Annotated in this window: 9 protein-coding genes, 1 tRNA gene and 2 pseudogenes; 1 reads left to right on the forward strand and 11 read right to left on the reverse strand. The window is 44.0% G+C overall.

The features are described from left to right. Window positions 1-12 precede the first annotated feature (12 nt). From HXT40_RS06110 to nusA, 7 genes and pseudogenes are all read right to left on the reverse strand, one after another. The gene (locus tag HXT40_RS06110; protein ID WP_421777233.1) at window positions 13-1,056 is read right to left on the reverse strand and encodes an ADP-ribosylglycohydrolase family protein; all 1,044 of its coding nucleotides are present in this window, start codon (window positions 1,054-1,056) and stop codon (window positions 13-15) included. A 111-nt stretch (window positions 1,057-1,167) separates the two neighbouring features. Next, window positions 1,168-2,412 (reverse strand): bifunctional riboflavin kinase/FMN adenylyltransferase, encoded by a 1,245-nt coding sequence (gene ribF, locus HXT40_RS06115; protein ID WP_162861115.1) that lies wholly within the window; start codon window positions 2,410-2,412, stop codon window positions 1,168-1,170. 61 nt (window positions 2,413-2,473) lie between these two features. Continuing rightward, entirely contained in the window at window positions 2,474-3,577 is a 1,104-nt protein-coding gene (gene truB / locus HXT40_RS06120; RefSeq protein WP_102703349.1) for a tRNA pseudouridine(55) synthase TruB, read from the reverse strand. Between the two features lie 48 nt (window positions 3,578-3,625). After that, on the reverse strand, window positions 3,626-4,150 hold the full coding sequence (rbfA, locus tag HXT40_RS06125; protein ID WP_103013795.1) for a 30S ribosome-binding factor RbfA: 525 nt from the start codon (window positions 4,148-4,150) through the stop codon (window positions 3,626-3,628). A gap of 2 nt (window positions 4,151-4,152) precedes the next feature. After that, window positions 4,153-6,684, reverse strand: a pseudogene (gene infB, locus HXT40_RS06130) (translation initiation factor IF-2); the annotation flags it as partial. A gap of 176 nt (window positions 6,685-6,860) precedes the next feature. Then, a pseudogene (locus tag HXT40_RS06135) lies at window positions 6,861-7,008 on the reverse strand (translation initiation factor IF-2 N-terminal domain-containing protein); the annotation flags it as partial. A gap of 318 nt (window positions 7,009-7,326) precedes the next feature. Then, window positions 7,327-8,409 (reverse strand): transcription termination factor NusA, encoded by a 1,083-nt coding sequence (nusA, locus tag HXT40_RS06140; RefSeq protein ID WP_004109632.1) that lies wholly within the window; start codon window positions 8,407-8,409, stop codon window positions 7,327-7,329. Window positions 8,410-8,579: 170 nt separating this feature from the next. On the opposite strand from nusA, the gene HXT40_RS06145 reads away from it, so the two are divergent. Further along, complete coding sequence (locus tag HXT40_RS06145) at window positions 8,580-9,581, forward strand: hypothetical protein (RefSeq protein ID WP_102703347.1); 1,002 nt, start codon at window positions 8,580-8,582, stop codon at window positions 9,579-9,581. Between the two features lie 1,071 nt (window positions 9,582-10,652). On the opposite strand, the gene HXT40_RS06150 is transcribed toward HXT40_RS06145, so the two are convergent. The 4 genes from HXT40_RS06150 to HXT40_RS06165 form a co-directional block, all read right to left on the reverse strand. Next, entirely contained in the window at window positions 10,653-12,050 is a 1,398-nt protein-coding gene (locus HXT40_RS06150) for a hypothetical protein (protein WP_415692887.1), read from the reverse strand. Then, window positions 12,047-12,556 (reverse strand): hypothetical protein, encoded by a 510-nt coding sequence (locus HXT40_RS06155; protein ID WP_415692886.1) that lies wholly within the window; start codon window positions 12,554-12,556, stop codon window positions 12,047-12,049. Before HXT40_RS06155 ends, HXT40_RS06150 begins: the two co-directional genes overlap by 4 nt. Before the next feature lie 1,399 nt (window positions 12,557-13,955). After that, on the reverse strand, window positions 13,956-15,431 hold the full coding sequence (locus HXT40_RS06160) for a tyrosine-type recombinase/integrase (RefSeq protein WP_415692885.1): 1,476 nt from the start codon (window positions 15,429-15,431) through the stop codon (window positions 13,956-13,958). Between the two features lie 227 nt (window positions 15,432-15,658). Continuing rightward, window positions 15,659-15,744 (reverse strand) — tRNA-Ser (locus tag HXT40_RS06165). Window positions 15,745-15,763 lie beyond the last annotated feature (19 nt).

Genomic DNA, 15,763 nt, shown 5'->3' on the forward strand with positions numbered 1-15,763 from the left:
TTTCTCAATCTTCTAATTTTTTCTCATTAAGCACAAAGCATACACCATCTTTTCTACGTCGTAGCAGTGTTCAATTCGCAAATTCTCTAAAACGCGTTCTCGTATTTTTTCATCGAACACTTGCAACCCATACTGTGAGCCCAACATCGCAGAACACATTGCAGCAATCGTATCGGTATCTCCGCCAATCGATGCTGCAAAACACGCAGCTTTGGTTGGTTCATTTGCAAAGCGAGTTGCAATTGCGAAAGCTGCAGCTACGGATTCATTAGCTTCAACACTTGTACCACAATCATTTTGCAACATTTCAGCAAAATCATCGTCACTTGCAGATAAGCAACTCAACTCCTCAGCTTTTTTAGTGAAAAATTCGACCCTACTTATAACGCTTGCTTTTGCGCTCCAATTACCATATTTTGGAAGCGATTTTACGAATTTTATTGCTTCTTTAAGCGGATTTTCACAACCTTCAATACCTAAACTTACTGCCACAGCAACGAGTGTTGTAGATTCAATTCCTTGAGTCGTATTGTGAGTAATTAAGCATGATTTTCTGGCTGCCTTAGCAAGCGATTCACCTGGTTTGAAAGCAATGCCAATTGGTGTCGCGCGCATTGCACCACCATTAGTTGTGCCAAATTTGCCTGTTTCTTCAGGACTTACTCCATTTACAAGCGCTTTTAAAGCTGACTTAGTTGACGGTCCTAACAAATCCAAAGAACCTTTTTCGCGCATTACATCTTCCCAATCTAGAAGATTTTGCGCATACTTGTTGTTGTCAATATTGCCATTATCTGCGATTATGCGTTCAGCAAGTAAAAAAGCTTGCTCCGTATCATCTGTTACAGAACCTGCTTTCATATTTGGCGCGATTGGCTGCTGACTTACAGCATCCATTAACCTTGTAATTGGACCGCCATAAAAACGGCGTATGCTTTGAGCACTCATACTCTGAGTTGGCATTCCAAGCGCATCGCCTATAGCAAGACCAACAATAGCTCCAAACGCGCGATTATATGTTTCACTTTGCTCAAGATTGATTGATGCGTTTATCATAAGTATATTTTATGCTTTAGCAAACACAATTTTAAAAGCATTTGGACTATAAGCTAAACGCAGCTAGCAAAAATAATCGCAACTAAAAACCACTAAGCGCAAATATCAAAATCAGACTTCAGCTTCAGCATCTGTAATCTCGCGCACTTGCTCAACATTAGCTTTGAGCATATCTTTTAGCGCGTCAACTGAGTCAAAAGCCTGTTGCGGACGCAAGAAACTAGCAAACTCAATGCAAACGCGATGCCCGTACAAGTCTTTCCAATCGTCGAACAATCCGTAAGCTTCAACAGTGCGCTCTGCATCTTCTTCGCCATCTTTATTAAATGTTGGCTTAGTTCCAATAGAAATCGCAGCAGGCCAACGCCACGGAGAATGAACGCCTAAATGAAGCTCATCACGACGCAAAACACTCACATCTGGAACAGCATTTTTCGATGGTCTGACATCGTTCTTATTGTCAGCATCTAAATCAACAACCCAGCCTGCATACACGCCATCAACTGGCACATAGCCTTCAATTTTTTCGCCAAGATTTACTGTTGGGAATCCAATCTCGCGCCCACGCTCGTCTCCATGAACTACTGTTCCTTCAACGCGATGCGGCTGATCCAAAATTTCACGCGCTTCTTTGACTCGACCAGTAGCCAACATCCAGCGCACATTTGTAGAACTCCAAGCACGCACTTTCTTATTTGGCATGCTCTTACTCCAAGCACGATATTCAGCTTTATTCATGCCCTCAGAAGGATCTTTAGGGTCTCCAGGCTCCTGTGGAACCTCACGAACAATAGGATCAGGCACGCGAACGTCGTCTGGACCCAAATCCTCTACTTCAATAAGCTCAAAAACTCCAGTTGCCTGAGACAACTCGCGAATTGCTTTAATATCACCAGCACAACGAGCACCAAGTGCAGCATCAGAGCCAAGAACTAATGCTCGCATACCAAGCTTTCCAACGAGCTGACCTAAGAAGAAACGGTACGATTTTGCAGCAAAAGCAAGGCTGTAGCGCACAATCACAACATGATCAACATCCAACTGTGACATCACACGCAAACGTTGACGCACGCTTGTAAGAGCATCCGGATCGTCCGGAAGTTTAGAATTAACGTCGCCAAAATCATCGTATAAATCAGGATTAGCATGCACTACGCTTGGACGCGGGTCAAACATGATCACTACTGAAAACGCTCCATGACGATGCGCAAGATCCACAGTACGACGAATAACCTCGCGATGCCCTTTGTGCATACCGTCGAATACGCCAATGGTAACAACCGCTTTACGCTCCGCACTTAACGTTGGCCAATTAATCATGCCGTTGGCATCTGGTCGAATGTCGATGACCTTCATGATATCCTTACTATCCGCGTTCAAGCATTACTCAAGCAAACTACGCAAATTACGCAATTCGTTATTTTAAATACTTATCTAGTTTACCAGTCTTCTCGCTTGCCGGAAATACCACAATTGGTTTGATTTGATTACTTTTTATATTTTTTGTCAATTCAACTACTGCAACAACGTCACATTCCGCAGTATTTGCGTTTGGAACGTACGCTATTGCAGGATAATTTTCGTAATTTATGGCAGATTTAAGCTCAATCCAGCGTCCAAAACGCAAGTCTTTAGCTTGATTTTCATCAATGCTTAAAGTTGGAAGCGAATGCGAAGCTGCATCCATCATATTTAAGCAAATTTTAGGAAGCATATTATTTGCGTCAAAATCGTCACCAGGAACTGCTTTTGAGCGATGCTGCAATACTCCATTGCGATCAGTAAATTCTCGCATTTGAGCGCGGAGTTTAAGAACACGCGAATCAGTAACTGAAAAATCACCAACGCTCGTGCGACGAAGCTGAGTAAGATGCCCACCAACTCCCAGTAAGCGACCTAAATCGCGAGCTAAAGCGCGAATATATGTTCCACTACTGCAAGAAACTTTTGCGGATATATCGCATACGAGTTTCCCACTCACTCCCCTAGTAATTCGAGGATTACTTACTGAAAAATCACTAACAAATATCTCTCGAGGAGCAATCTCTACTGATTTTCCTTCGCGCGCTAAATCATAAGCTCGTTGACCATTAATTTTAATAGCAGAAAAAGCAGTAGGAGCTTGCATAATTTTGCCTACTAAATTTTCGCTAACAACTTGCTTAATTCGCTCAAAAGACAGTGACTTTTCAAAAGACGTGTCGTCATTATCGACATGAACCCCCGGACCTATATTTAATGCATTATCCGGAAGAATCTCACCTTCTGCGTCATCAGTAGTAGTTGCTTCTCCTAAGCGGATTACTGCTTCATAGGTTTTATTGTGCCCCAACATGTAATTTAAAAGTCGCGTTGCATTGCCAAAACCTATGATTAGCAATCCTGTTGCCATAGGATCAAGCGTTCCTGCGTGCCCAACTCGCTTTGTATGCAACAAATGACGAGCGCATGCAACAATATCGTGACTTGTAACACCTTGCGGCTTATCTACAAGCAGTAATCCCGAATCTGGTATGCACATAAGTTAAATCTAACTACTATACGATTCACATTGAGTTTGCTTTGAGATCTAATTGTTGTCAGACGATTCAGACATGTCTTCAAAGTCGCCCTCTTCAAAGTCGTCGCCCTCTTCGAAATCATCGTCAGATTCTTCAACTTCGCGTGGCTTCTTATACGGATCGACATCACCAGCATACTTAGCATTTTCACGCAACTTAGCTAATTCTTCATCACGATGACGAGCTGCAACAAGAATATCCTCAATTTCGTGCGCTTCAGACGGCACTTCGTCATAAATGAATTGCAATTGAGGAGTCAAACGCAATCCAGCTTTTGCACCGACCAAAGAGCGCAGTCGACCGTGAGCCTGCTGCAAAGCTTGTGCTGCACGCTGACGCTCGCCCTGCTCTTTGCCTTCGTGACCAAGTTGAGTCCAGTAAACCTTTGCAATTTGCAAATCGTTCGTAACACGCACTTCCGTAATAGTCACACTTGCCAAACGCTTATCATGCAAATGCGATTCCATATTAGAAGCGATTACGCGCTGAATTAATGCTGCAATACGTGCAGCTCTAGGATTCGTTCCTGCCATAATTACTTGCGCTCAATCTGCTTCATTTCAAAGGTTTCGATTATATCGCCAAGCTCAATGTCATTAAAGCTGCCGAGATTAATACCAGCTTCGTAACCTTCGCTAACGGATTGCACGTCATCCTTAAACCTACGCAAGCTGGAAATCTCCAAGTCGTTGACTGTAGCAACGCCGTCGCGCAAAATACGGCACTTCGTACCGCGCTTGACTTCGCCATCTTGAACCATAACACCAGCAATATTGCCGAACTTGGAAGAACGGAAGATTTCGCGAATCTCAGAGTGAGAAGTGACAACCTCTTCAAATTCTGGCTTAAGCATACCCTTCAAAGCAGCTTCGATATCTTCGATTGCCTTGTAAATAACCGAGTAGTACTTAACCTCCACACCTTCGCGTTCAGCCAAATCAGCAACCTGACGGTTTGGACGCACGTTGAAGCCAATAATCACAGCCTTATCGACAGTTGCCAAGTTCACATCATTCTGAGTAATTGCACCAACACCGCGGTGAATAACCTGGATGCCAACTTCCTCAGAGACCTCAATCTTCATCAAGGAATCTTCCAAAGCTTCAACAGAACCAGAAGAATCGCCCTTAATAACGATGTTCAGCATGTCAACTTCAGACTTAGCGAACTGTTCCTTAAGGCTTTCAAGAGACACAACCTTGCGGCGCTTAGCAAGCTGAGCTGCACGCTCTGTAGCTGCACGCTTTTCAGCAATTTGACGAGCAGAACGGTCGTCCGAAGTAACCAAGAACAAGTCGCCAGCGGTTGGAACAGAAGTCAAACCAAGCACCTGAACAGGAGTGGAAGGAGCCGCATCCTGCAAATGCTTGCCGTTCTCGTCAAGCATAGCGCGCACACGACCATAAGAAGTGCCAGCAACGATAGAATCACCAACGTGAAGAGTACCTTGCTGCACAAGAACAGTAGCAACAGCACCACGACCCTTATCGAGTCGAGCTTCGATAGTTGCACCGCGAGCATCCATATTTGGATTTGCTTTAGGATCAAGCTCAGCGTCAGCAGTCAACAACACAGCTTCAAGAAGCTTATCGACGTTCGTGCCCTGCTTTGCAGAAATATCCACAAACATGGTGTCTCCACCGTAATCTTCAGCAACTAAACCGTATTCTGTAAGCTGACCGCGAACCTTATCTGGGTTGGCACCTTCAACATCAATCTTGTTCACAGCCACAACAATTGGCACATGAGCAGCTTGAGCGTGGTTAATAGCTTCAACAGTCTGAGGCATTACGCCGTCGTCTGCTGCAACAACAAGAATTGCAACGTCTGTAAGCTCAGCACCGCGAGCACGCATAGCAGTAAACGCTTCGTGGCCTGGAGTATCGAGGAACGTAATCTTACGAGGCTTTCCTTCAAGATTTACAGTTACTTGATAAGCACCGATACGCTGAGTAATGCCACCTGCTTCGCGATCGATAACATTCGACTTACGGATGGTATCAAGCAAGCGAGTTTTACCGTGATCGACGTGACCCATAACAGTAACAACAGGCGGACGAGATTGCAAATCGTCATCTTCTTGCAGCTCTTCTTCGTCCAAATCGATGTCAAACTGCTGCAAAAGCTCTTTATCTTCTTCTTCAGCAGAAACAATGCTGATATTCCAGCCGATTTCTTCACCCAAAATTTGGAATGTTGATTCATCCAAAGATTGTGTAGATGTTGCCATTTCTCCCAAGTGGAAGAGCACAGTTACCAAAGCTGCTGGATTTACATCAATCTTTTCCGCCAAATCAGAAAGAGTTGCGCCTTGACGCAAGCGAATCGTAGCGCCGTTACCAGAAGGAATACGCACGCCGCCAATCACTGGTGCTTTAAGCTCTTCGTATTCACGACGTTTCGCTAAACGATTCTTACGAGCCTTAGAAGATTTACCACCTTGACGACCGAATGCGCCTGCAGCTCCTGCACGACCGCGACCGCCGCCACGCGATGGACCACCATTAGGTGCGCCTGCTGCAGCAGCCTGGAAGCTAGCTCCTTGAGATGCAAAACGAGATTCTGCAGATGGGCGAGAAGATGCACCAGAGCCAGCACCTGCGCCACCTTGACCACGACGCTGACCCGACCACTGCGATGAGCGTGCGCCACCTTGACCAGAGCGGCCACCACGCGAGCGGCCACCGCGTTCTGCACGTTCACCACGCGAACCTTGAGGTCCAGAGCCAGCTTGACCTGGACGACCACCGCGGCCATTTTCAGCACCAGGACGAGACATCGGATGAGGACGTGGAATATCTCCAGGTGTAGGAGCACGCATACCCTGCTTACGGCTAAACGGATTATTACCAGGACGTGGAGCAGATGCGCCTGCACCTTGTGCATTCTGGTGCGGACGAGGGCGAGGAGGCATCTGTGAACGATCTGAGTGAGATTGACCTTGAGCTTGCTGTCGCGATTCGCCGCGATTATCATTGCGACGATCATTTTTTCTATTTTCGCCGGCAGCAGCATTAGAACGCGAAGGATTGTTTGAACGAGTATGATTTGCACCCGGCTTTGGAACAAAATGAGAAGCTGTGTTGTGCACAGGCTGGTTAGCAGAAGAGCCAGCTACAGAATCACTGTGTGACGAATCTTTAGCTTGAGGTTTAGTCTGCGGCTTAGCTTGAGGCTTAGCTTTTGGCGCAGCAGGCTTACTTGCACTAGATGCCTTTTCGGACTTATTTCCGTCAGATGCTAACGCTGTTTGCAAACGACGAACTACTGGAGCCTCAACTGTTGAAGAAGCAGACTTAACAAATTCGCCCATGCTCTTCAAACGCTCCAACACGGTTTTACTGTCTACACCAAATTCTTTGGCCAGTTCATACACGCGCTTTTTAACCACTCAGTGTTCTCCTCTGTCTGTGGCAGCGCTAGTACACGCGACCACTTTACATTATTGCGAGCTTATTATTTATTATCGTGCGATATATCATCGTGCGACCATGATCTTATACCTCGTCTCCCGCCGGACGATGGCGATTGCCTTTCGCCCAGATTCCAGCTTTTAGCATACTCGAAACGTTGGATTGACTCGAGTGTCGCTAAATGCCACGCGAGAGACTACTTTATTTGCACACCACTAGCAAAATAAACAATCAAGAAGTGCTAAACATTGCGAAAATATCAATCTAAAAATATTTAGCACTTCTCAATTAACAATCTATTCAGCAGCAGATGCGTTATTATTCAAATCAGCTGAAGCAGGCTGAGCATTTTGTGCTTGAGCTGCAGCAACCTTCTTAGCATGCTCTTCCGCAGACTCAATACCAATCTTCCAACCAGTCAACTTTGCAGCCAAACGAGCGTTCTGACCTTCTTTACCAATAGCAAGAGAAAGCTGAGCATCATGAATAAAAGCAACTGCAGTTTGATTCTTTTCACTCACTACTTGCACTTGTGTAGCAGTAGCAGGCGAAAGAGCAGCAGCAACAAACTTTGCTGGATCAGACGACCAATCGACAATATCAATCTTCTCTTGACCCAAGTTTTCCATTACAGCACGCACGCGTGAACCGCCAGGACCAATTAAAGCACCCTTTGGATTCACACCTTCAGTATTAGCTCTAACAGCAATCTTTGTGCGAGCTCCGGCTTCACGTGCAATCGACATAATAGAAACTGCTCCAGAAACAAGTTCCGGCACTTCTCGCTCAAAAAGACGACGAACTAATTCAGGATGTGAACGTGAAACAACAATTTCCGGACCACGCAGACCACGAGCAACATTTACAACATATACGCGAATACGCTCACCATGGCGGTAACGTTCACCTGGAACCTGCTCGCGACGCGGCAAAATAGCTTCAACATCTCCAACAGCAACGTGGATATTAGTGTTATCTTTTGCGTCTTGTTGAATAATGCCGTTAATAAGCTTTCCTTTTTGACCAGAAAACGCACCAAACACGCGATCATCTTCAGCTTTACGGAAAATTTGACTAATAACTTGACGAGCCGTTGCAGCAGCTAAACGACCAAAATCATGAGGAGTATCGTCATACTCCTCTCCCAGCGTTGGAGCTGGATACGGGTTATCTTCAGTAGGTTTACCAGGAATTTCATCCCTAGCCCACACAGTGAACGAACCTGCACGTTCGTCCAATTCAACTCGCACATGCTTTGCAGGATGAGCGGTTTTCATATACGCAAGACGCAAGGCCTCGGCGAGCGCCTCGTCCAGCTCCTCGGCATTAATCCCCTGCTGTGCCGCAAGCTGATGCATTCCCGCCAAATCCAATTCCATCGCGCACGTCCTCTCGTTATAACGCATTAATTTATGATTATTAATTGTAACTATTAAAGCACACTTATTTTTTCTTCTAACGACAGTTAGCTTTAATTGTTGCAGACTTAGAACAAATACCAAATTAATAAATCGATATTGGTCACAGTCAGTGGCTATTTTAGTAGATTATGCAGACACTTTATGTTTTGTTAAATGACATGCGCAAACAAGTAAAACGCAGTATTGCCAGAGCACTCGTGCTTCTTATATGCGTTTTAATATCTCCACTGCTAACAGCCTGTGGAACATTACAAAACATTCACGTCGAGCATACAGTTCACACAGCAGCTCCAGAAAATGCATGTGCTAAAGCATACAGACTTGCGCAAAAAAAGCAGCGTGAAATCAAAAAGAACCAAAACAACACATCCATTAAGAATTTTGAAACCGCAGCAAAATATTGGAAAACTGTCGCTCAGCAATGCCCAGGAAGATTAAGTGAAAGCATTATATACAGCACGCAAGCTCAATGGGAAATGCTTTCGAAGAAAAATAGTAACGAAAATTCAAATAATGTAAGCAATAAAAGCGGAAACGAAAGCTCAGAAAATACAAAAACTACAACAGCGCAACAAATGGAGCACGATTCATACGCGAATCTTATAGAAGTAATAAATCATTACAAAAACTTCAAATGGACACATCAACCCTTAGCTCAAGCTGCAGAAGCTGAAGACAAACTTGCTTTTATTTTACAAACACTAGCAGCGAGAAAAGAGCAAAATATAACATTGGAATACAGCGATATGGCGTCGACAAACGCTCAAACTCTTATGCGAGTTGCAGGAGAAGGAACAGACTTGCGCAAAAAAGTTTACGATATTCCTCAAGAGGCGTTAGAAAGCGGAAAAACACATGATTCAGCAAGCGGAAAAGATCTGTCGATTACCGCTATAGCTTATATGGATTGCGCTAGAGAAGAGCTAGCTGCTTTTAATCAAATAATAACTATTACGTCAAAAAATAATAATGCATCCGAGAATAACGTTACTACAAAAAGCGATGATAACGATTCTGTAATACGCGCTCAACAAACTCTTAAAAATGCAACTGTGCAATTAATCACATCTAGACTGCTAAGAGCTTATGAACTTGGGTATCCTACTGATACGAAGCTTATTTTGAAGTAAAACTTAACCTTGGGGCTTTTAGCCTATAGGGCATTCCCCTTTACACACAAAATAGGACTTAACCACAAACGCGAGATAAGTTGCGCACATTTGGAGCAATTTCCAAAACAAAACACTCCAAACGCGAGGAGACTCTCTCACAAATGGAGTGTCACACAACCTCAAACACTCCAAACGCGAGAGAAAGTTCGCACGGATTACGATCGCTTACGAAGTTCGGCGAATTAAAAAGCCTAAAGCAAAAACAACCACACTAATCTGCCCTGCCTGCGTCAATCGAGACGCAGGCAGACCTCGCTTTCACTGAAAGTGCACTGCACTTTCAGTTTTGAGAAAGCTCGGCAGAATAAAAAAGCTTCAAGCGCGAAATACGGCAACACAAACCTAACACACTACGTTAAACACACTAGCCCACACTTTCTGCGTCTTTATTGACGCAGAAAGACCTCGCTTGCGTTGGAAGCACACTGTGCTTCCAACCTGAGCAAGCTCGGCGAATTAAAAAGCCTAAAGCAATTTTACATGCTTTAGGCTTGGTTAATTCGCGGATGAAGCGAGATTCCGACATAACACCTTATTAGCCTTACTAAACATTGGGTTTGCGACTTTATGAAAGTGCTTCACCCTGCTAAACACCCCGTTTATAATATTTTTTAATGCTTCAAAACGCTAAATAATACCATTCGTAACACCTGCTATAAGCGCTTGTAATGGCCATTATACAGCCTTACCACGCTAATTTATATGCTCATATGTTAAGGCTCTTAAGTATCAAGTATCAGCACACGAGATAAAGCCACTACATGACGCACCCTCGTACTGTTTGCGAGCGCAAAACGTGCGGTTGTGGTTGTGTGTGTTTTCTTTTTTGTGTACCCCAACGCCACCAACGCAACAACGTGTTGGAAATATTAGGGTTTGTGCTTCCCCACACGTGAACCCCACTGTCCCCAACGTTTTTTATTTTTGTATTGTTGCGCTCGCAATGTTGTGTGTGTTGTGTTTATATGAGTGCAGCCAAACACTTTGGCTTTGTGCGTTCGTGTTTGGCTGCTATTTCCTGTTACCTTTTTATTTTGTTAGGTAATATCTTTTTTCTTTTAATCGTACACGCTTAGCTTTTATTAAATCTGCGAGCGCATCATCGAGCGCCGGTCTTACTGGTTGGTCTAGGCATCTTGTTAATCCGCCTTTTGTTTCGCCTTGACCGTTGCTCTTTTCTAGTTTTCTTATTATTGACCTTTCAACATTGTTGATTATGCCTTCCTTGTTTTCGTCGCCTTTGGCTTCATATTCTTGCTTGTATGTTTCAGCGTTTTTAGTTTGCACGTAGGTATTTAACCCATTTTGCAATGTTGTAATACTTTGGCGAACGAGCCATTCAGCTTGCTGAATGTTTTTAGCTGTCACATTCAATAGGTTTGATTTATCCTCTTGCAAGAATAAGGCTATAAGGCCTGCTAGCTTCAGCACAAGTAATTGAGTATGCGAAACATTCTCACCCTTAAGCCTTTGCTTTGCATTTTCATCTACAGCCACATAAACGCCTTCAGGATAGTTAAGCTCATGCAGCTTATAACTGTATTGCCCGCTTTCCATTACTAGCGTTGTTTCAGGCTTCCCCGACCTTAGTAGACTATTTAAGTCCATCTCCGAGGCGGCATATTGCTTGAATAATGTGTGGTCAAAAGATAACCATTGTTCAGGCGCTATTTTCTCAGGCCTTCTATCAGGCGCATTAGAGTCTAGCACATCAGTCCATAAGCACCGTTGTGGCAAACCCGTGCCACCGTGACTGGTAATATCACGTATATTGGCCGGCTGCACACCAATGACGATTACGGCACGATACCCGTACTCTGGCACTTGTAACGTGTTACTCTCGCTCTTGGTAGTACAACCTATCTTAGACGTGCCATCAAGCAAGTTAACAAGCACTGGCACAATAGTAGAGCCAACACGGCTTGCATTGCCTGCAAACTCTCGAACCTCTCTAATATCAAAAAACGCGTTTTGAGTTTTATACTTGAGACGCGGTTTTTTGCGCTCGCATTTTTCTTTATCGTCACCATTGCGAGTATATGTCTCATCTTCTTCGTAGTGAACATACACGCTCGGTATAGCTTCCCCCGACGCTGTTTGGCCAACCCAAACAGTATCAGGTAATGGAACGAGCGTTTTAGCCACGGTCATAGCCAAACCCTTACCGCCACCAGATTGCGCTATCGTAATAGCAGCAAAATTCAGGCTAGCTGGACTATCACCCGTAAACGAAGGCACAACAATGTTAGGCGGTATTTCTGCGCAAACACTAGCTAAAGTACAAACCAATGCGGCGTGCGGCGACGTTCTGCACGCTCTAGCGTACTGATAAAGATTTTTAATAGTACTACTAGAGTCTAAAAACTCTTGCTCGCTTTCAAAAGGCTTCACGCCTAATGGCCTAAGGTCAAAAACAGGGGTAATCATTTAGTCACCTCCATGCCTTGAGGCTTCATTAGATTACGCCAACAGTCTTTCTCACATTCTGCAAGTATTTGCTCTGGTGAACTTTCATTATGTAATGGCGCGATTTCATACAAGTGTTCACGTAGTTTAGCAGCGTGCTGGCGTGGACTGTTTTCAAGAAACCATGCTCTTGACATTGGCAAACAGACGATTTCGCCAAACCTAGACATGCTATCAGGCGTATTAAGTCTTATAGCACCATTTTGTATTTTGCCGCTAAAATCTATAGTAACTATCGCGCTAGGGCACGCCATGGCAAGAATAATAATGCCTGCGAGCGCGTCAACGTCCGAGCCTTTAGCAGATATTACAGGTTTTCTACAGCCTTCCGTAACCGATGATATGGCTGCGAGCGCAAACATTCTACAGCGTCTTTCCACGTCGGAGCCTATAGCTAAATTGAATGGCTCATAAATTGCGCGCGCGATGCCATCAGTAAAGCAGTCTAGTTGCTGTTCTGTAGTCATTTTTGCAAAGTTGTATTCGCATGGTGAAGGGGTATAATTGGAACTGTTGTCCCGACCCCCTTCGATATTGTTTGCGATGAAGGGGGTCTCTTTCATTTTTCTTCCCCCTTTACCAACTTAACGAGGCTGTCATAGTCGATTAAGATTTTTCGTCCCGTTGGCCTAGAGGCTTTTAACTTCCCTTGGTAGACTAATTTGAGCACGCTTCTACGGTCTTTGTAGCCTAGCATTTCCATTGCGGTTACTACAGACACGCTCAATGGGGTCGTAGATGTAGTGTGACCTACATATAATTTACTTACGGTGCCCATGTTGGCACCCCCTTTCTACCCCACCATTTGGGGGTGGAATTATGAAACCCAAAAGTGAAACGCCTTGATTTTGCAATGTTTAAGACGCTTCACATCAGGTTTCAATTGTTATGTTTCATGACACCCATTTGGGCGTCAAGGTGGTATGGAAGAGCTGCACCCTATAGTGTGGTTGCCGCCACGCTATGTAGTAGGGTGTGGCTCTTTTTGCCACTAAATGTAGATTATAGTACAAGCGTTCTACTCTATGAAGAGACTTTTCAGAACGAACAATTTCTATTCGATTTAATTCGCGATAATTGCCAATAACTATAGTAATTAAGTGTGTCGTTTCACAAAAAAGACGTTACAACACACCGACAAAACGGCTTAAAATAGCCATTTCTTGAAAAATTAAGTTCGAACCTAAATAGTTATCCACAAATTAGCGATTTTTTATATAAAACTGCGCTCGCAAACATGGTGACAACCGTAAATAATGCCTTGAATATGCAGCCTATAATGGCCATACACGCGCTAACATATCACACAGCATCAAACCCACACGCCACCATTACAAGACGGGGGGAAAGGGTATTGCTGTGGCGCTCGCAAAAAGCGCTGCCTAACTCTCTCAAATGCGCGCCATGTTCAAAAGATTTGGCACACACTAGATTATTGAACATTATTAAGCATGTGCCACAACATAAAATGCGACTACTATCATGCCCAAACCCTAGTAAAATCAGCCCATACGCACGCAAACAATAGCTAGTAGTATGCAAAGTAGTAAGCCATTGAATAAACGTCGAATATGGCACGAAAACAATGCATATAGGGGGTATACCCCCACCCCCTCATGGAAAGCCACCCCGGCGATAGGTCTAATATCTCCCTTCGTCCTCTATTCGTAACACCCTTATCGTAACAAAAAGCTATTCGTAACAATACGCCAATAAAAGCCACTACCCTCGTACCGTTTGCGAGCGCAAAACGTGCGGTTTATGAGATTGTTGGGGGTAGTGGGGAAAGTGTGGGGTGTAATGAAACCCTAATGTTTCCAACGGTTGGGGTGTTGGGGGTGTTGGTGTGAGTATTAGAGTGTTAGGTTATTCGATTGAGTTTATGAAAGCGTCTTTTGTTTCCTCTTTTATGCCGTCTGATAGTGAGTCTAATGCTTGTTTTCTTTGCTCTTTGCTCATGCCTCTTAATGCTTGAATGCGAGCGCTCATCTCCATGCTTACGAGGAACACATATAAGCCATTAGCAGCCTCATTATCATTACTGTTAGGCTTCGTGCTTTCCACGCTCTCCATGCTCTTTACGCTCTTGCTAGAAGCTGTTTTTATAGGCTCTGAGTTTAATCCTTCACTTAATTGTTCGCTTATTTTCTCGCTTGCTTTTTCGAGTGCGCCTCTTGTTGTTGAGTCTGCATAAAAACGTGCTGTTGTACGAGCATCAGAATGGCGTACTTGTTTAGCAACAACATTCAATGATTCACCACTTTCGAGCATGGTAATAACACGAGCGTGGCGGCCATCATGAGGCCAATACTCTTCCAAGCCTGCTACTTGCTTACGAGCCGGGTTGTGGTATCTACAACGAAAATTAGACGGCCTTATAAAATTATTGTTGTTCTCCGTAGTAAATATGAACGCGTCCGCCTCTTTACTCGTATACTCTTTTAATTGCTTTTCAAACAATGGTTTTAATGATTCAGGAATGATAACACTAGCTTCACTGCTCTTAGTCTTGGTACTACCCATTACTACTACTGTTTTGCCGCGCTCATCTTTCTCATCTTTCAACGAATGGCGCACATGAATAACAGACGCACCCACTTCATCATTCAATTCAATATCACGCCTCTGTAATGCCAATATCTCACCTATACGAAACCCCAAACCAAAAGCAACCCACTCAATCAACCCAAGACGCTCAGGCATGTAAGAAACAAGCTCTCTAATCTGCTCAACTGTAGGAACTACCGTTTCATGCCTCTTTTTAGGACGTGCAACATCCTTCAAACGGCACGGGCTTTTATCAATAAGCGTATTACCCTCATCATCAAGCGCATCATTAGCAGCCGAACCCATAATCTCAGATAACAGTTTATAAGCGTTCACACGAGCCGTATTATCAGGCTCACCATCAAACCAATTCTTAACATTTATGTAAGTAATAGCCCTTACTTGAATACCACCAAAGAAAGGCAATAAATGATTATCCAATAATTCAAAATACTTGTTCTTAGTAGACTTACCAAGCCTCTCATTACCCTCAACAAAACTAGTCGCATACTCACTAAACAGAATACTATTGCGCTCGCGTCTTACCTCACGCTCTTTTACCGGCAACCATTCGCCACTATGAACCAACTTTTCCTCTGAAGAAAGCCAATCTTGTGCCTCTTGCAATGTCCTAGCACCATTCGGCTTATACTGTCGCTTTGCAGAATTAGGCCATTTGTCGAGTTCTTCGATAGGTGTTAAATACGAAACCTCATAATAATGCTCACTAGGCTTATGCTTTTTCTTCCACCATGAAGGGGTTTTAATCTGACCAAAGGCGCTTTTTCTAGCCATGAGTGTTGTCCCTTGCTTCGTCCCATGATAAATAAAACTACCTTCAATATAATTCTTGCATCAGATATTCACCCCTTTATACACCCTGCTTATAATCAAAAATAATGGTACTTAATGATACAAAATGCAAAACAGAAAAACACTGAGAACAAGCCAAAAACGTTGATATATCAAGGGTTTTCGGCATGAAAAAAGGGCTTCTAGCGATTTGCTAGAAACCCTATTCGCGGATGAAGCGAGATTCGAACTCGCGGAGGATTTTACCCTCACACGCTTTCGAGGCGTGCTCCTTAGACCGCTCGGACATTCATCCACTTACGATTCGCGCAACA

It is taken from the genome of Gardnerella sp. DNF01180P (assembly GCF_049244205.1).
Lineage (GTDB): Bacteria > Actinomycetota > Actinomycetes > Actinomycetales > Bifidobacteriaceae > Bifidobacterium > Bifidobacterium swidsinskii.

Excerpts from the sequence above, each read along its gene's own strand:
- HXT40_RS06110 (WP_421777233.1), bottom strand. The coding sequence starts at position 1,056 with ATGATAAACGCATCAATCAATCTTGAGCAAAGTGAAACATATAATCGC.
- ribF (WP_162861115.1), bottom strand. The coding sequence starts at position 2,412 with ATGAAGGTCATCGACATTCGACCAGATGCCAACGGCATGATTAATTGG.
- truB (WP_102703349.1), bottom strand. The coding sequence starts at position 3,577 with ATGTGCATACCAGATTCGGGATTACTGCTTGTAGATAAGCCGCAAGGT.
- rbfA (WP_103013795.1), bottom strand. The coding sequence starts at position 4,150 with ATGGCAGGAACGAATCCTAGAGCTGCACGTATTGCAGCATTAATTCAG.
- nusA (WP_004109632.1), bottom strand. The coding sequence starts at position 8,409 with ATGGAATTGGATTTGGCGGGAATGCATCAGCTTGCGGCACAGCAGGGG.
- HXT40_RS06145 (WP_102703347.1), top strand. The coding sequence starts at position 8,580 with ATGCAGACACTTTATGTTTTGTTAAATGACATGCGCAAACAAGTAAAA.
- HXT40_RS06150 (WP_415692887.1), bottom strand. The coding sequence starts at position 12,050 with ATGATTACCCCTGTTTTTGACCTTAGGCCATTAGGCGTGAAGCCTTTT.
- HXT40_RS06155 (WP_415692886.1), bottom strand. The coding sequence starts at position 12,556 with ATGACTACAGAACAGCAACTAGACTGCTTTACTGATGGCATCGCGCGC.
- HXT40_RS06160 (WP_415692885.1), bottom strand. The coding sequence starts at position 15,431 with ATGGCTAGAAAAAGCGCCTTTGGTCAGATTAAAACCCCTTCATGGTGG.